This window comes from Blastococcus sp. Marseille-P5729 (genome assembly GCF_900292035.1).
GTDB lineage: Bacteria > Actinomycetota > Actinomycetes > Mycobacteriales > Antricoccaceae > Cumulibacter.
The window spans coordinates 278,334-295,346 of sequence record NZ_OMPO01000003.1 but is presented as its reverse complement, the minus strand read 5'-3'; the positions used below and the strand labels follow the sequence as shown (position 1 = coordinate 295,346).

At 69.7% G+C, this 17,013-nt stretch carries 13 protein-coding genes; 8 read left to right on the top strand and 5 right to left on the bottom strand.

Going from position 1 to position 17,013, the window contains the following annotated elements; all coding sequences use genetic code 11:
• Positions 1-435: 435 nt before the first annotated feature.
• Positions 436-1,542: a trans-acting enoyl reductase family protein gene (locus DAA40_RS14275; RefSeq protein ID WP_106850403.1), complete on the bottom strand. Its 1,107-nt coding sequence runs from the start codon at positions 1,540-1,542 to the stop codon at positions 436-438.
• Between the two features lie 137 nt (positions 1,543-1,679).
• Positions 1,680-2,855 carry an aminotransferase class I/II-fold pyridoxal phosphate-dependent enzyme gene (locus DAA40_RS14270; protein WP_106850402.1) on the bottom strand — a complete coding sequence of 392 codons (1,176 nt, stop codon included), beginning with the start codon at positions 2,853-2,855 and terminating at the stop codon, positions 1,680-1,682.
• Between the two features lie 118 nt (positions 2,856-2,973).
• Here DAA40_RS14270 and DAA40_RS14265 point away from each other — a divergent pair, with 118 nt between their 5' ends.
• On the top strand, positions 2,974-3,243 hold the full coding sequence (locus DAA40_RS14265; protein ID WP_106850401.1) for an acylphosphatase: 270 nt from the start codon (positions 2,974-2,976) through the stop codon (positions 3,241-3,243).
• Positions 3,244-3,252: 9 nt separating this feature from the next.
• Here DAA40_RS14265 and DAA40_RS14260 read toward each other — a convergent pair whose 3' ends face one another.
• Positions 3,253-3,480, bottom strand: coding sequence for an antitoxin (locus DAA40_RS14260; RefSeq protein ID WP_106850400.1), 228 nt, complete (start codon positions 3,478-3,480; stop codon positions 3,253-3,255).
• Positions 3,481-3,580: 100 nt separating this feature from the next.
• Between DAA40_RS14260 and DAA40_RS14255 the strand changes: the two genes are divergently transcribed.
• Positions 3,581-5,299 (top strand): alpha/beta-hydrolase family protein, encoded by a 1,719-nt coding sequence (locus DAA40_RS14255; RefSeq protein ID WP_106850399.1) that lies wholly within the window; start codon positions 3,581-3,583, stop codon positions 5,297-5,299.
• Positions 5,300-5,325: 26 nt separating this feature from the next.
• Positions 5,326-6,267, top strand: a complete 942-nt coding sequence (locus DAA40_RS14250; protein WP_106850398.1) for a carbohydrate kinase family protein — start codon at positions 5,326-5,328, stop codon at positions 6,265-6,267.
• On the opposite strand, the gene DAA40_RS14245 is transcribed toward DAA40_RS14250, so the two are convergent.
• Positions 6,213-7,799: an MFS transporter gene (locus DAA40_RS14245; RefSeq protein WP_106850397.1), complete on the bottom strand. Its 1,587-nt coding sequence runs from the start codon at positions 7,797-7,799 to the stop codon at positions 6,213-6,215. The genes DAA40_RS14250 and DAA40_RS14245 overlap by 55 nt on opposite strands.
• A 106-nt stretch (positions 7,800-7,905) precedes the next feature.
• On the opposite strand from DAA40_RS14245, the gene DAA40_RS16275 reads away from it, so the two are divergent.
• Positions 7,906-8,067 carry a hypothetical protein gene (locus DAA40_RS16275; RefSeq protein ID WP_158716458.1) on the top strand — a complete coding sequence of 54 codons (162 nt, stop codon included), beginning with the start codon at positions 7,906-7,908 and terminating at the stop codon, positions 8,065-8,067.
• On the opposite strand, the gene DAA40_RS14240 is transcribed toward DAA40_RS16275, so the two are convergent.
• Positions 8,064-10,199 (bottom strand): MinD/ParA family protein, encoded by a 2,136-nt coding sequence (locus DAA40_RS14240; protein ID WP_106850396.1) that lies wholly within the window; start codon positions 10,197-10,199, stop codon positions 8,064-8,066. The genes DAA40_RS16275 and DAA40_RS14240 overlap by 4 nt on opposite strands.
• 336 nt (positions 10,200-10,535) lie before the next feature.
• Between DAA40_RS14240 and DAA40_RS14235 the strand changes: the two genes are divergently transcribed.
• Genes DAA40_RS14235 through DAA40_RS14220 form a run of 4 tightly spaced genes read left to right on the top strand, consistent with a single transcriptional unit; the run spans position 10,536 to position 16,758 of the window.
• Positions 10,536-12,275 carry an Hsp70 family protein gene (locus DAA40_RS14235; RefSeq protein WP_234356417.1) on the top strand — a complete coding sequence of 580 codons (1,740 nt, stop codon included), beginning with the start codon at positions 10,536-10,538 and terminating at the stop codon, positions 12,273-12,275.
• A 51-nt stretch (positions 12,276-12,326) separates the two neighbouring features.
• On the top strand, positions 12,327-13,838 hold the full coding sequence (locus DAA40_RS14230) for a dynamin family protein (RefSeq protein ID WP_106850394.1): 1,512 nt from the start codon (positions 12,327-12,329) through the stop codon (positions 13,836-13,838).
• A complete protein-coding gene (grpE, locus tag DAA40_RS14225) occupies positions 13,835-14,374 on the top strand; it encodes a nucleotide exchange factor GrpE (RefSeq protein ID WP_106850393.1) in 540 nt (179 codons plus the stop codon). The genes DAA40_RS14230 and grpE overlap by 4 nt, the downstream gene beginning before the upstream one ends.
• Positions 14,374-16,758, top strand: a complete 2,385-nt coding sequence (locus tag DAA40_RS14220; protein ID WP_106850392.1) for a dynamin family protein — start codon at positions 14,374-14,376, stop codon at positions 16,756-16,758. Before grpE ends, DAA40_RS14220 begins: the two co-directional genes overlap by 1 nt.
• Positions 16,759-17,013 lie beyond the last annotated feature (255 nt).

The following is a 17,013-nucleotide window of genomic DNA, read 5'->3' as shown; positions in this document are numbered from 1 at the left end:
GGGGGCCTTTCGAGCTAGACGGATACCCGGGGCCAGGCAGCGGCGCCCGGCGCGGGGTGGGAAGTGAAGTCCGTATTGAGGCCGGCAGGTACGCAGAATGCGGTTACTGCTGGCATGACCCGACCAGTGGAGTGTCGATGGATGCACGCGAGCGTGCCCTACTAGCCATCAACCGAGGAAGTCGGTCGGGGCAGCGTCGGCGATGTGAGCCGACGGCCTCAGCGACCGGGACGACAACGCATGCAAGACATGCGACCGTAGTCGACGTGCCTGCGACGGGTTGCCGTGGAATGCATACCGACGATTAGACCCGCGTTCTGGCGAAGATGCAAATTTCAATCGCCCTTCGAGACCAGCATCACGACCTGCGGCACTTTCGGACTCGCTATCGAGTCCGAAGGTGCCGCGAGTGGGGTGTGCGACGAGGGTGCGCGGCTAGTCGACGGTGATGCCGGCCTCGGCGACGTAATCGGTCAGCTTGTCCCGCCCGAATGCCTCCATCGGGCCGATGGCACCTCGCCTCTCGACCTCGCCGCCGAGCAGCTTCTCGGCCACGAGAGCCATGAAGCGGGCCGTGAAGTCATAGCCGTTGACCCCGGAGACGCGCACCTGCGACAGGACGTCGCCGGCGTCGTTGGAGCCCTCGGCCAGGATCACCGCGTAGGTCTGCGCGCGGGTCTCGGCGTCCGGGCCGCCGGTCGAGCCTGGCAGCTTGGCCTCGGACTCGGCCATCAGCTTGGCCCGGGTCTGCTCGTCGGCGAGCATCGGCTCGAGGGCAGCAGCCTGCGCCTGCACCTTGTCAGGGTCGTTCCACCCCAGATACACATCGACATTCTTCAGCTGCGGGTACACGCGCGGGAGCGAGAATGCCTCCGACGATCCGACGCTGAAGCCGCGGGCGGGGACGCCGTCCTGCACCTCGCCGAAATCGTGCTTGCGTGTCGCGGTGCGCTCCTGCGTCAGCTCACCGTCGAGGTAGGCGTGCGACGGATAGAACATCGCGCCCGCACTGGAAGCCATCGTGCCGCCGGACATGCTGAACTTGGTCGCCTTGCCACCGTTGAAGTAACCGATCTTGACGGAGCTCACTTGATCGCCGCCCTGCTCGACGGCGAGCGCTCCGGCAAGGTTGCCGGGCGCCCAGTCATAGCCGAGCGCGGTCATCATAGTGACACCGTTCTTCTCGGCCAGCGGCCCGTATTTCTCGAATATGTCGCGGATGAAGGCAGCCTCACCGGTCGAGTCGATGTAGTGAGAGCTGTTGCGCACCGCGGCCTCTGCGGCGACGTTGCCCCAGCGCACGAACGGGCCGACCGTGGTGAGCAGGACGTCTCCCGGCTCGAGGACGGCGTCCAGCGCGGCAGGATCGTTGACGTCGGCCACCACAGTGGGCCAGTCCACGTCGAGCCGCTCCTTGAGTTCGGCGAGCTTCTGCTCGCTACGAGCAGCGAGGACGACGCCGCCTGTCCCGCGCTTCTGCAACGCCTCGGCGGTGAGCTCGCCGGTGTACCCGGTCGCTCCGAACAGCACGATCTTGCCCATGGGGTTCCCTTCGTTGAGTCGTCCCGCTACGCATTCGGACCATCTGCGGCTGCGGTGGGTGCAGTAACGCTACGCGCGGATGCGGTGGGTTACATCACGGTAATCGGCGTATAGCGGGGTAAATGCCACCGCAGCGGTTAATGGAGCTTGGTGAGGGCCTTCTTGAGCCCACGAATGCCCTGGCGGATCCGCGCCTCGTTCTCGATCAGTGCGAAGCGGACGTTGCCCTCGCCGCCCGGCCCGAACCCGACGCCCGGCGAGACGGCAACGTGGGCGTCCTTGACCAGCATCGAGGCAAACTCGACCGAGCCCATCTCCTTGTACGGCTCGGGGATCGGCGCCCAGAGGAACATCGTCCCCTTCGGAGCGGCCACCTTCCAGCCGATGTCATTGAGGCCCTTCACCAGCGCGTCGCGGCGCGACTGGTAGATCGGCTGGACCTCGCGCGGGAAGTCGGCCTGTTCCTGCAGGGTCACGGTGGCGGCGATCTGGATCGGCTGGAAGGTGCCGTAGTCGAGATAGGACTTGAGCTTCTGCAGCGCGCCCACGACCTCGCGATTGCCTGCCATGAAGGCCATCCGCCAACCGGCCATCGAAAACGACTTCGTCATCGAGTACAGCTCGACCGCGCACTCCTTCGCGCCGTCCGCCTGCAAGATGGACGGCGGGTCCCAGCCGTCGAAGCCAAGGTCGGCGTAGGCGTTGTCGTGGACGACGACGACCTCGCGCTCCCGGGCGAAGTCGACGACCTTCTGGAAGAACTCGAGGTCGACGGTCGCCGTCGTGGGATTGTGCGGGAAGGACAGCACGATCACCCGCGGCTTGGGCCACGAGTACTCGTAAGCCTCGACGATGTTGCCGAACAGGTCCTCCTCGGTGCCCATCCGGATCTCGCGGACGGCGGCCCCGGCGAACAGCGGGCCCCAGATGTGGATCGGGTAGGACGGCGCCGGCACCAGCGCGGCGTCACCCGGCTGCAGCAGCACCCACATCAGGTGGCTGAAGCCCTCCTTCGCCCCGATGGTGGAGATGACCTCGGTGTCGGGGTCAAGGTGTACGTCGAAGCGCTTCTTGTAGAGGTCCGCGAAGCCCTTGCGGAGGTTCGGTAGCCCTCGCGAGCTCGAGTAACGGTGGTTGCGGGAGTTGTGCGCGGCCTCGGCCAGCTTCTCCACCGCGATCTGGGGGGAGGGCAGGTCTGGGTTTCCGAAGCCGAGGTCGATGATGTCGATCCCGGCTCGGCGCGCTTCGATCTTGAGCGAGTCAATGATCGTGAACACGTACGGCGGCATGCCGGTGATGCGACGAAAATCCATCCCTCGATTCTAAGGGCGGCGCCCGTGTCGCCCACTGGCGGCCAACCGGTGACCTTGACCCTAGCCACGGGCCGCACAGGCCGCAGACGGACGTCGTCGCGTGGGGCACGATAAGGGCATGAAGAGGGTTCAGCTGACGGTGCATGGCCGGGTGCAGGGCGTCTACTACCGCGCCTCGACCGAGCAGCAGGCCCGCGCGCTCGGCGTGACCGGCTGGGTGCGCAACCTGCCCGACGGATCGGTGAAGGCAGAAATCCAGGGTGCGGTGCAGGACGTCGACGCGCTCACCCGATGGGCCCATGACGGCCCGGCCGCAGCACGCGTCGACCGGGTCGACGTGCGAGACATCGACCCGGTCGAGAACGATTCGCGGTTCGAGGTGCGTTGAGCCCAGCGGCTACCAGCTGCCGCCGGCACGCTCGTCGGGGCCACGGCCGTCGTCCCGGCGGCGCTGCCCGGTGAGGCCTTCGAGCTTGTTCAGGGCGCCGTCGATCTGCCCGGCGTACTTGCCCTTGGTGCGCTTGTTGACGAAACTGCCGGCCTTGTCAGCGAAGCCGTTGACCTTGTCGGGGTTGCGCTGTGCGTACTGCTGCGCCTTGCGCAGGATCCCGTCGAGCTTGCCCATCGTTCCTCCTCGAGTGAAGTGCTAGGCGTGTAACTACCCGATCCGGGCGGCTTGTTCCCTCGATCGGCAGCGAATCTCCCTGAACGACGAGAATGGAGCGGTGCACGACACTGAACATCACGAACGGCCTGACCGACGCGCCCGGCTGTTGGCCTGGCGGCGAGACTGGCTCCCGGGCCTGTCGTTCACCGGCACGGTGCTGGCGATCATCGCTTACGCGGCGTCGTTCACACCGTCGCTGCTGCCCCGGCCGTGGCAGCTGCAGGGCGTCATCACCGCGCTGAGCATGCTCAGCGTCTACTGGATCGGCGTCCTGCTCGCCTGGATCGCCCGCGCGGTAGCGCGATGGGCACACCTGGAGTACTCGGTGCGGGACGGCGCCCGCAAGGTTCTCACGACCCTGTGGGTGCTGGCGCTGGCTGCACTGGTCGTCGTGGTCCCGGCGGTCAGCGCGCGCTGGCAGACCCAGAATGCCCGCCGGGTGGGCATGCCGGCGCAGAGCTTCTGGGGCATCGTGGCCAGCGTCGCCACGACCGCCGTGATCCTGCTCCTGCTTTTCGCGCTGTACCGGCTGGTGGTCGGCCTCAACGACTGGCTCGCGGGCCTGGGGTGGCGCCGCCTTCCCCGGCCGGTCGCGAAGATCATGGCGGGGGCGATCATCGTCGTCGTGACGGCGCTGCTGGTCGACCAGCTCGTGCTGCGCCCCGTCGTCCGGCTCGTGCGCGACAACGCGGCATCGACCAACGCGCAAATCCCGCCCGGTGCCTCGGTGCCGAGCTCGCCGCTCCGTTCCGGCTCGGAGGAGTCGGCAGAGTCGTGGGAGTCGCTCGGGGCCGAGGGACGCACGTTCGTCGCAGCCGGCCCGGACGCCGACCTGCTCGAGCAGGTGAACGGCCAGCCGGCACTCGAGCCCATCCGGACCTACGCCGGGCTGGCCGGCGATCGCGAGCTGCCGGACGTGCGCGACGCGGTCGTGGCCGAGATGCACCGCACCGGCGCCTTCGAGCGCGCGGCCATCCTGATCTACACCACCACCGGCACGGGATGGGTGAACGAGTGGGTCGCGTCGTCGTTCGAGTACCTGATGAACGGTGACAGCGCGATCGCCGCGATGCAGTACTCGACGCTGCCCTCACCCATCGCGCTGCTGGCCGACACCAGCAGCCCGCGGGAAGCGGCCACGCTGATGTACGAGGCGGTGCGCGCCGAGATCGACGCGCTGCCGGAGAACGAACGGCCCAAGCTGTACCTGGCGGGCGAGTCGCTCGGGTCGTACGGCGCGAACTCGGCGTTCGAGTCGCCGTCCGACCTGCTCGACTCGGTCGACGGTGCCCTGTGGACCGGAACGCCGGGCTTCACGCCACTGCACCGTCAGCTCACCGAGGACCGCCAAGGCGGCTCGACCGAGATCAACCCCGTCATCGACAACGGGCGGCACTACCGGTTCGCCAGCAACCAGGACGAGCTCACCGCCGACGAGTACGGGCGAGCGCTGGGACCGTGGGAGGAGTCACGCGTGGTCTTCCTGCAGCACCCCGACGACCCGGTCGTGTGGTGGTCGATGGATCTCACGTTCACCCAGCCCGACTGGTTGGCGGAGGCGGGCGCGGACGACGACCGCGAGGTGCTGCTGACCTACTTCCCGTTGGTGACCTTCTGGCAGGTCACCGCCGACATGACGGTCGCCACCGACATCCCGTCCGGTCACGGGCACCAGTACCACGCCGAGGTGGTCCCCGCCTGGGCCGGCGTGCTCGGCCGCGATCCACAGGCGGACTACTCGGCGATCGTCGAGGCCATCGAGGCATCCTTCGAGTAGCGCCGTCGCCGGGCTAGCGTGAGGCGATGCAACGGTTCACGGTGTGCGGCGAGGCACTCATCGACCTCGTGCCTGAGCGCGACGTCGACTCCTTCCACAGCAGCTGGGCGGCGCTGTCCGCCGGCGGTCCGATGAATACCGCGATCGCGCTGGCCAGGCTGGGCAACGATGTGCAGTTCTGCGGCCGGCTGTCGCGGGACCGGTTCGGCCGGCAGCTGCAGCGGCATCTGGCGGGCAACGGCGTCCGGCTGGAGCGGGCGGTGGTGGTCGACGACCCGACCTCGCTGGCCGTCGTCAGTCTCGACGAGCGGGCTCAGGCGAGCTACACCTTCCACTTCGCCGGCACGGCGAACTTCACGTGGCGGCCCGAGGAGCTTGCGCAGACCTCCGCGGAGGACTGGCTGCACCTGGCCTCGCTCGCGCTCGTCGTGCCGCCCGGCGCGGCCGTGCTCGCCGACTGGGCGGCTGCCCATGGCGGCCCGATGTCGATCGACCTGAACGTGCGGCCAGCCGTGATCCCCGACCCACAGGCCTATTGGTCTGCGGCCTCGCGGTGGATCGAGATCGTCGGCGCCCGCGGAGGCGTCCTGAAGGCCTCCGACGAGGACGTCGCCTTCTTGGCCCGCGGCTCCGGAGACCGGGGTGAGGCCATCGACGTGCTCGGCCGGTGGGCGGCAGACGCCGGGTGCTCGCTGGCGGTCGTCACCCTAGGTGCTCAGGGGGCTGCGGCGAGCGCCCCCGACGGCACTCGGCACTCCGTTCCCGGACGCCGGGTCGAGGTGGTCGACACCGTGGGAGCCGGTGACACGTTCATGGCCGGCTTCCTGTCGGCGTACGCCACCGGGGCGGATGTCGACGACGCGCTGCGCCGAGGCGTGGACGCGGCAGCGTTCGTCTGCACCCGTCGAGGAGCTCAGCCGCCCTCCCGCGACGAGCTTCGGTCCTTCGCCGCGGGCTCACGCTCGTGATGGTGCATGGAGCGGCCCTCGGCGATCTCGTACTCGATCTCGGCGCGCTCGGCCACGACGGACGGCGGGTCGTACTCCGCGCCGGGGTCCCGAACCGACGTGAAGGCCTCCTCGTTGGAGAGGCTCGCGCGGTGCGGCGGAAGCATCGTCGCCACGGCCGTGCCGACAGCAGCCCCGATCGCCGAGACGATGAAGATCATCTGGAACGCGTGCGTGGTGGGCACGTCGCTGCCGCCGGTGTGGACGACGTCCGAGGAGAGCATCAGCGCCACCACCGCCGAGGACGACGAGGTGCCGATGCTGCGCAGGAGGGCGTTGAGCCCGTTCGACGACGCGGTCTCGGTCACCGGTACCGAACGCATGATCAGCGTCGGCATGGCGGCGTACGCCAGCGCGATGCCCGAGCCCATGACCGTCGAGCCCACGAGCAGGGCCACGAGAGAGCCGATCCACGGGATCATCACCAAGTAGCCGAGGACGACGAGGCAGCCACCGGTCAGCAGCGTCGTCTTCGCGCCATACCGGTTCGAGATGGCCGCGGACACCGGCGCCAGCAGCACCATGACGATGCCCGAGGGCAGCAGGAACAGCCCGGCCTGCAACGGCGAGAAGCCGTAGCCGGCACCGACCCCCTCGGGCAGGGTGAGCAACTGGGTGACGCCGAGCAGCTGCCCGAACATGCTGAAGCCGATGAGCACCGTCGCCACGTTGGTGAGCATGACCGGACGGCGGGCCATGGTCCGCAGGTCGACCAGCGGCTGTGTGCGGTGCAGCTCGTAGGGAATCCAGATCACGATGAGCACCACCGAGGCGGCGAACAGCCCGATCGTCAGTCCGCTGCCCCAGCCCCACACCGCGCCCTTGGAGATCGGCAGCAGCAACGCCAGTAAGGCGGCCGACAGCAGGATCGAGCCCACATAGTCGACACGGCCCGGCGAGCGAATCGTCGACTCGGAGACCACCAACGGCACGAGCACCAGCAGGATGAAGCCCACCGCCGCGCTCATCAGGAAGACCGCGCTCAGCCCCCACGTGCTGTAGATGAGCCCGCCCACCGGTAGACCGATCGCGCCACCGATGCCGAGGGTGGCGCTCATCAGCGCGACTGCCGCCCCGATGCGGTGGGCCGGCAGCAGATCGCGCATGACACTGATGCCGACCGGGACGATCGCAAAGCTGATCCCCTGAAGGGCGCGCCCGAGGAGGATCACTGCCAGCGAGCCGCCTACCGCGCCGATCAGTGAGCCGACGGTCACCAGGCCCAGGCACAGCAGCAGCATCTTGCGTTTGCCGAACATGTCGGCCAGCCGCGAGACGATCGGCATGGCGACCGCGCTGGTGAGCAGCGTGACGGTGACGATCCACGACACGTTCTCGGTAGTGGTGCCCAGCTCGTCGGGCAGATCGGCGAGCGCGCCGACCATAGACGTCTGCTGCAGCGAGACGGTCAGACCACACAGGCTCAGCACGAGAATGATCGTGCGGACGTTCGTCGTACGACGGAAGCGCGGCAACGCTGAAGTGGTGGGCACCGGTTCTCACTGAGCTCGAAGGATGAGGCGGAAAGATAGTTAGTGTATAGAACTACCTCGCGATCCCGCGGGCCACGCGGTCCTGCGCGACGAGGGCTCGTCCGGGGTGGCCGCCGTGCTGATCGGCGCGGCCTGCTACGCGGGAGTCTTCGACTGGTCGCAGGTTCTCGGCACCGCGTCGGTCATCGCAGCCGTCGTCCTGCTCGAGCTTCGGGGCCGGCGTGCTGCCGTCGTCGCCGCCGATGAGCGCCCCGGTGATGCTCTCTAGTACCCCGGGTTGCCGGGCTGCCGGGTGCTGGTGGGGACACGGAAGCCGTCGGCCACCGTCGCAGCCAGCTCCAGGTAGGCCCGCTCCGTGAGCGGGCTGATCTGCGACATGTCGATGCGGCCGCCGATCACCAGGTGCGGGTCGAACGGGATCTCGATCACCGACCGGCAGCGAGCGCCGAAGTGGTTGCGCAGCACGCCCATGTCGACGGAGTTCGACTTCTCCCGCACCGACGAGATGACCGCGACCGATCCGGCGACGAGATCGCCGTAGCCGTGCGCGACGAGCCAGTCCAGGGTCTTCGCCGCGCGTGACGAGCCGTCGACGCTCGGCGCGCCGACGACGACCAGCGAGTCGGCTTCTTCGAGCGTCCCGCGCATCGCCGAGTGCAGCATGCCGGTGCCGGAATCGGTGAGGATCACGTTGTAGTACTGCGCGAGCAGATCGGTGACGCGCTTGTACTGCTCGGCATCGAAGGCCTCGCTGACCTCTGCGTCCTGATCGGAGGCGAGCACCTGCAGCCGGCTGGCCAGGGACATGTAGCGCGAGATGTCGGTGAACGAGCGGATGCTGTCCAGGTTGTCGAGCATGTCGCGCACCGAGACGTCAGTGACGCCGGTGAGTCGCTCGGCAAGGGTTCCGGCATCCGGGTTGGCATCGAGCGCGACGACCCGGTCTCCGCGGTAGTGGGCGAGGGTCAGCCCGAGGCACGAGGTGGTCGTGGTCTTCCCGATACCGCCCTTGAGGCTGACGACGGCGATCTTATGGCAGCCACGGATGGGCGTGCGGATCCGCTCGATGAGTGCGTTCTTCTCAGCCTGCTCCCGCGAGATTCCCGGGTTGATGCCGCCGAAGGATGCCTTGTAGACCGCGCGCCGCCACCCGCCCTCCGGCGTCTCCGTGCGCTGCTTCACCAGTGCGGCGTCGCTCAGGTCGAGCGGCATGATCGAAGGCGAGGGGGCCTGCTGCCCGCCGAGCTGCGACGGAACACCTCCGTTGTGGCCTTGCTGCGGGACGGCGAACGCGCCGGTCTGCGGGGCCTGGGGCGCGTGGAAGCTACCGGACTCCGCGGACCGGAACGGGTCGGTCTGCGCGGGCGGGGAACCGCCGGGCGCGTGTTGCGCTGTCGCTCCACCGGGTTGTCCCTGATAGGCGCCACCGGGCTGTCCCTGATAGGCGGTCTGCGCGTCGCGGGCCGGCGGGGTCACCGGCCCCGCGGCGGCCGGCGCCTGCGGCGGGAATCCCGGCTGCTGATCGCGCCGCGCCGGCATCGACGGCAGGGTGGCGAACTGCTGGCCGGAACCCTGATGAGCCGGGGCGCCCTCCCATGCCTGGCGCAGCGGTGTCGACCCGGCGACCGCGGTCCACGGGTCCGAGCCGCCGTCCGGTGCTTTCAGCGGGGCCGGCTCGGCGGGCATGCGGGGCTCGGCCGACTCGGCGGGCTTGCTGGACTCGGCGGGCTCGGCAGGCCTGGTGGGCTCGGACGGTTCGGCGGGGTCGCCGTTCTCGGGCAGGGCGTGGCGCCCGCCGTGCGGCTCGGCCGGTTCCTGCGCCATGGTTGTCTCCGCGACCCGGCCCGAGTCGACACGAACCTGCTCCGGCGGCGCCGGAGGGTGCTGCTCGGGCTGGAGCCGCGGGATCTCGTAGCCGGGCTGCTGCAGCTGCTCGGCGTCCGCGCGCTCTGCTGGACGCGGAGCCCACGGGTCCTCGATGCGGGGGATGGGCATCGGCTCGCGCGGCCCCTGGACGATCGGCATCCCCGGATCCTCGCTGCGGGGCGCGGCGGTAGGCATCGGGGCCGGCGGAGGTGGCGTGTGCGGCGCCCACTGGCTGACCGGCTCGTCCGACGGGGGCGCGGGGGCCGGAGTGTCGTCCACGTGCGCCCACGGGTCGGCCGGGGTGGTGCTCTGGCGGTCCGCGAACGCTGGGGGCAGCTGGTCCGGGGCGGGAGCGGCAAACGGATCAGGCGCCTGCGGTGGCGCGCCACGGTCGATCGCGCCGGGCTGCGGACCGTCGAGCCAGGGATCGGGCGGCAACGAAGCACCGCTGATCGAGTGGAAGTCGTCGTCCTTGCTCGCGCGGATCTCCGCCAGCCACAGCTCGTCGTCGGTGTCGTCCTTCTTCTTGCCCACAGAGCCGTCCTTCGTTTCGGGTCCAGTTCGGCTGCGCTCCGGACACACTAACGCGGGTCCGTAGGGACCAGCGGTTGTTAGACAAACCGTGACCATTGGTTTGCCTGCCGTTGACCGGGGATGAGCCAGGCTCGACTGCTAGGCACCCGACGACGCATGCGCGCTGAGCGATCTGTCTCGGGCACCGGGGAGCGAACCGGCCGCTCGCTTCGTCCGAGACGAGCAGGCACCCTCTCCGGGGGCGTTCCACATGGCAGGATGTCAGGTGGCGTGTTGGCCCCGCGAACCGTGGATCCGGGCGCCGTCGCGTCACGAAGAACAGGTGTAGGGGTGATAATGCGCGTACTCGCGATCGACTTCGGTACCTCGAACACGGTCGCCGCCGTGTCGGTCGATGGTGCTGCGCCACGCCTGCTCACGATCGACGGCAGCCCGCTCGTCCCCAGCTCGATCTACCTGGCCGAGGACGGCACCATCGCGGTCGGTCGCGACGCCGACCGGCAGGCCCGCATCGATCCGAGCCGCTACGAACCCAACCCGAAGCGGCGGATCGACGACGGGGAGATGCTGCTCGGCAGCGACGTCATCCCTGTGCGGCAGGCGATCGCCGCCGTCCTGAAGCGGGTCCTGCAGGAGTTCCAGCTGCAGTTCGACGGCGCCAAACCGGACGTCGTCCGGCTCACTCATCCCGCGCGCTGGCGCAAGACCCGTCGCGACGTCCTGGTCGCGGCCTGCCGCGAGGCCGGGCTGTCGGACGATCCGATCCTCGTCCCCGAACCGGTCGGCGCCGCCACCCACTTCGTCACCCAGGGCGGGCACAACATGCAGCCCGGTCAGGCCCTGGCGGTGTACGACCTCGGCGGTGGCACGTTCGACGTCGCCATCGTGCAGAAGACCGATAACGGCTTCGAGGTCACCGCCGAGGCCGGGCTGCCCGACCTCGGCGGTCTGGACTTCGACCACGCCATCCTCGAGCACGTCGGCAAGAGCCAAGAGACAGTGAATCCGGAGGAGTGGGCACGCCTCAACCGCCCCACCGATACCGCGAGCCGGCGGGCGCAGCGCGCCCTCGCCGTCGACATCAAGGAAGGCAAGGAAGCGTTGTCGCGGCACCCGCACACCGACATCGCCTTCCCGGCGCCGTTCCACGACGTGCACATCACGCGCAGCGAGTTCGAGGAGCTGATCCGCCCCAACCTCGCCCGCTCGGTCGAGCTGCTCTCGACCACCATCAGCGATGCGAACCTGACGGCCGACAAGCTCGCCGGCGTGTACCTGGTCGGTGGGTCCTCGCGCGTGCCGCTGGTGGCGCGACTGATCCAGGAGGGCCTCGGAGTCACTCCGGCGACCCTCGACCAGCCCGAGGCGACGGTCGCCAGCGGCGCCCTCTACCTGAACGTGGGCAACCAGCGCGGCGCCCGCCCGGACCAGAACGCCACCCCCGTCATCCCGCAGCTCGGTGCTCCGCAAAGCCCGCCCCGAGGGCCGGCGGGCAATCAGCCCGGCCGCCCGGGAATGCCCGGCCCCCGGCCGGTTCCCGGCCCGGGCGGCTCGGGAATGGGTGACGCCACCCGCCGGGTGACTCCGGGCGAGCTGCCGCAGATCCGTACCGTCCGCCCGCAAGCGCCGACCGGCAACATTCGCCGGATCCCGCAGCCGGGTCAGCTGGGCCCGCAGCGTTCGCCGGGCGGTGGGGCGCATCCGGCCGCGCGCCCGATGAGCGGGCCGATGGCGGCCCCGTCGACCGGGCCCACCCTGCGGCCATCGCCGACGACCGGCCCGCAGCAGCGCCCCGCGCCCAGGTCACCAGCCAGCGGGCCGATATCGCAGCCGAATAACCCGCGGCCGTCCACCGGCGCGCAGCAGCGTCCGCCGACCGGCTCGATCTCTCGACCCGCGACCGGCCCGATCGCCCGCCCCGCGCAGCCAGCCGCCCAACCGGCGCGCCCGCCTGCCCCGCCGCACAGCAGCCCGCCGGCGAGCCAACCGCAGCAGACCAACTGGCAGCCGCTGATCTGGGCCGCGATCGGCGTGACCGCGGTGATCCTGCTGATCATCCTGTTCACGAACCTCTGACCCGCGAACCGGTACCGGGGCCGCATACACCGACCGGAAAGGAGCCACCCGATGACCAGCCCGCAGCGGCGACGCATGTCCGCGCTCGTCGTCGAGATGGCTCGCTCGCTCGTGCAGCAGGTGCCGCCGGAGACCGCGAACCAGATCCGCGGCATCCTCGGCCGTCTCGAAGGCCCATTGCAGCTCGCCGTCGCCGGTCGCATCAAATCGGGCAAGTCCACCGTGGTGAACGCGCTGATCGGCCGGCGGGTGTCGGCGACCGACGTCCGCGAGTGCACCCGGATGGTGACCCGCTTCCAGTACGGCACGGTCGATCGCGTCGAGGTGCGCAAGGTCGACGGCAGCGTGCTGACGATCCCGTACGACGGCGACGGCGTCATCCCCGCGGATCTGGGCTGCGCGCCCGAGGAGGTCGCGGTCGTGGATGCCTACCTCACCTACGACGCGCTGCGGCAGGTGACGATCATCGACACTCCGGGGCTGGCCTCGCTCCACGAGCAGAGTGCCGGGCGCACCGAGGAGATGCTCGGCGGCGGCACCGGCGAGGTCGATGAGCGGTCCCAGCAGGCCGTGTCGTCCGCGGAGGCGGTCCTCTACGTCATCACCCAGTCCATCCGAGCCGACGACGCCGACGCGCTGAGCGCCTTCCGCCGCACCTCAGGCGGCCATACCAGCAGCCCGATCAACGCGCTCGCGATCCTCAACAAGGCCGACCAGGTTCAGGCCGACGACCCGATGGCGGCCGCTGCCGAGCTGGCCGCCGAGCACTCGCACACGCTGCGGCACGCCGTCTCGCAGGTGCTGCCCCTCGTGGGGCTGATGGCCGAGTCGGCGCTCACGGGCAACTTCACCGAGGCCGATGCCCAGACGCTGCGCGAGATCGCGGCACTCGACGAGGCCAGTCGCGACGTCCTGTTCATGTCGACCGACTTCTTCGTACGGCCCGAGATCCCGGTCGACGTCGATGCCCGCGAACGGCTGTTGACCCGGCTCGACCGGTACGGCGCACGCAAGGCCGTCGATGCGATCCTCGCCGATCCGCAGATCACCACCGGCGCCCTACGCCAGCTGCTTGAGGCGCAGTCCGGTTTTCCCGATCTGCACCGGATCATCGACGGCGTGTTCAGCGTGCGGGCCGACGACATCAAGTCCGCGGTTGCGCTGACCTCGCTCGACGAGCTGGCCGCGAAGTCCCCTCCACAGATCCGTGACACGATCTACGACTTCCTCGAGGAGCTCTACCAGCACCCCGAAGCGCAGCAGCTTCGCCTGCTGGAAGCCGCCACTCTCGTGACCAGCGGCAAGGTCGAGCTACCCGACGACATGTTCGACGAGGTCCGGCAGCTCGTCACCGGATCCGGTCCGGACGACATGCTGGGCAGGCACGGTGCGCCACTGCCCGACCTCGTCCAGGCCGCCTTCGACGCCGCCGGCAGGTGGCGCAGCTTCGCCACCTTCGGCTCCACGCCGGCCCAAAGCCGGATCGGACACACGATTCACCGTTCGTACTTCATGCTCTGGCAGCAGCTGCGAGCTCTCGACACGGGAGGAGCACCCTCATGACCAGCCGCGACGACCAGCAGAGCACCGTCGGCGCCGAGGCGGACGACGCGCTCGATCACGCCTTGCGGGAGCGTCCCGTCGACGAGGAGACCGACTACGAGTACGACGACGCGGCGGACGACGGCTCTGACCAGATCCACCCGGTCAGTGACCAACAGGCAACGGACGGCGACGACGGCGAGGACTACGTCCTGTATTCCGAGGTCCGCCCGCACCTCGAGGCACTGGTGGCGCTGCAGAACGAGCGCGACAAGATGATCGACCTGTTGCTGTACGCGCGCGATCGGGTGTCCTCTCCGGCGGTCGCCTCGCGCATGGATGACAACCTGGCCCAGCTCGGCATCCAGGTGATCGTGCCGCAGGTCGGCGACCGCTTCGACGCGCAGCGGCACGAGGCCTCCGCGACCGTCTTCACCGAGGACGCCGACCAGCACGGCACCATCGCCGAGATCGAGCTGGCCGGGTACAGCGATGGCGACCGGATGGTGCGCCACCCGATTGTGACCGTCTACACCACGGACCGCGGCGGGTCCTGATGACGCAACCTCAGCAGCGCGGCGGTGCCCCGGCCAAGCGCATCACGCTATCCCAGCTGGCCCGGCAGACCGCCGATCGCGGTCTGGCGGGGCTCGACAAGCACGACCCGGAGATGGCCTCGCGGTTGTCCCGGATGCGCGCCACTCGGCCCGACAAGCCGACCGTGGTCGTGGTGGGCGAGGCCAAGCGCGGCAAGTCGAGCCTGACCAATGCCCTCATCAACGTGTCAGGCCTGTCCCCGGTAGATGCCCGCGTCGCGACCAGCACCTACATCATGTTCCGGCGCGGACCCAAGACCGCCGCACGAGCTCTGCTGCCCGGTCAGCAGGAGCCGGTCGACGTCCCACTCGACTCGATGCGGGACTGGGCCACGGACCTCGGCAATCGCGGGCAGTACGCCCCACCTCGGCTGATCGAGGTCGAGTGCGACTCGCCGTTGCTGGGCAAGCTGAACATCGTCGATACTCCTGGGGTCGGCGGCCTGGATGCCACCCACGCGGAGATCGCGCTACGGGCGGTCGGCCGCGCCACGGCGCTGCTGTTCGTGTGTGACGCCTCGGCGCCGTTCACCAAGCCCGAGCTGGACTTCCTCGACAAGGCATCGAAGAACATCGATCTCGTCATCTTCGCGGTGACCAAGACCGATGCCTATCGCGGCTGGCGGCAGATCGTCGAGGACAACCGCAAGCTGCTACGAGAGCACGCGCCGCGATTCGCCGACAGCGTCATGCTCCCGGTCTCGGCCAAGCTCTTCGAGCAGGCCGCACTGATGGGGCCCAGCGACCTCGGACAGGCGCTACGCAAGGAATCGAATGTCACCCAGCTGCAGATTGCGCTCCAGCAGCAGGTGGCGGTCAAGGCCTCGGCGCTGCACGAGGCGAACCTGCTGCGCACCATGCGCTCGCAGCTCGAAGGGCTGCTGACCAGCCTCGAGGACAGCCGGCGCGCCTGCCAGCCGGACCTCGAGTACGCCAATCGTCTCAAGGAGAACCGCGACCGACTGCTGCAGGCGCGCAAGGCCGACTCCCGCGCGTGGCAGCTGCGGCTGCGTTCGCTGTTGTCACGAGCCCGCCTCGACACGATGGCCGACATCCAGTCCGAGAACCGGAAGTTCCTCGCCTACTGGCGGCGGCAGATCGAGGAGGTGGACAAGGGTCATCTCGCGCACATCGGGCCGCAGCTCGACATGGCGCTGAAGGCCTCGTCGATGCAGATCTTCGACCGGCAGCAGGCGCGCATGCGCGGCGTCTCGCGGTCGGTGCTGCAGTCGATGTTCGCGCAGAACGAGCTGGCCGAGGTGTACGCCGCGCTCCAGCGGCCCCGGCAGGTGGCGAGCGCCGCCGGGCCCGCGAAGCGGCAGTCCTCCGCCGACGAGAAGGTGCTGACGAACATCAGCATGATGTCGGGCATCTCGATCACCAGCATCACCGGCTCGACGCTGACCTACGCGACCGGCGCGGCCATCGTCGCGTGGCCGATCGCGGTCGCGGTGGGGCTGAGCGTGGCGGGCTGGATCGTCTGGGCACGCCGCACCGCCTCGGACCGCAACCAGCTCAAGGTCTGGCTGAACGAGACCCTCGGCGAGACGCGTGCTCGTCTCGAGGCCGACGCATCCGCGTACTTCATCGAAGCCGAGCACGAGCTGACTCTCGCGCTGGACCGTGCGCTGGTGCGCCGGATCGAGACCCTCGACGGGCATATCAAGCAGATCGACCAATCACTGAAGGTCGATCGCGGCGAGCGCGAGCGTCGGGCCGCCGAGATCACCAAGCAGATCGCCGCCGTCCGGGACGTCGTCGGCACCATCGACCAGTTGCTGCCGCGGCTGCGCAACGCCGTCGTCCAGCGCCGCGACCCGAACCGCCCCCCGGCGCCGCCGCGCCCCGAGGGAGCGCCCCAGGACCAGGCAGCCCGGCCGGCCGAGTCCCGGCCGTTGCCCCCGGTCCCGCAGCAGGTCCCGGCCCGGCAACCCGCACCGCCGGCCGATCAGGCGCCCCCGCCGGCGGCCCGGCAACCCGCACCGTCGGCCGATCAGGCGCCCCCGCCAGCGGCCCGGCAGCCGGCACCGTCCGCCGATCAGGCAGCCCCGGCGAAGCCGGCCCGCGCCCCGCAGTCGGTCGCCGAGATGGCCCGGGCGGCGTCTGCCCGCCTGGCGGCCAGGCGAGCCGCCGAGCGCGACCCCGGCTCCGGCACACCCGCCACGGACCCGCCACCTGATCCCGAGCCGGGCCCAGCACCTGGCGCTCCGGCCGTGCCGGCGACGCCCGCTGGGCCATCGGCGCCGCGGAGCTCCCCGCCCACCTCTGCCCAGTTCGGGGCGGGGCCCGCGACGAGTATGCCGGTGCAGTTCGGGAAATTTCCCGATGATCCGCCGTCCGAGTAGCTAGCCGCGGGTCACTCGGGGATGCATGTGCTCATGAGCACACCGCACCCCGGCCCGGGCGTGAGGACCCGCCGCGCGTCATCGGGCGCTATGTCCGCGACGGGGCGCTGACGCCGCTCGCACCGGCCCGGCGGTGTGAGCGGTCGTGATTCGAGCCGGAGACGGCTAGTTGTGGCGTGGCCCGGTCGCTTCAGCCGCTCGTCGATCAGCAGCGATCGATACACGCTTGTCGATGAGCGCCGCAGGCGCGCAGAG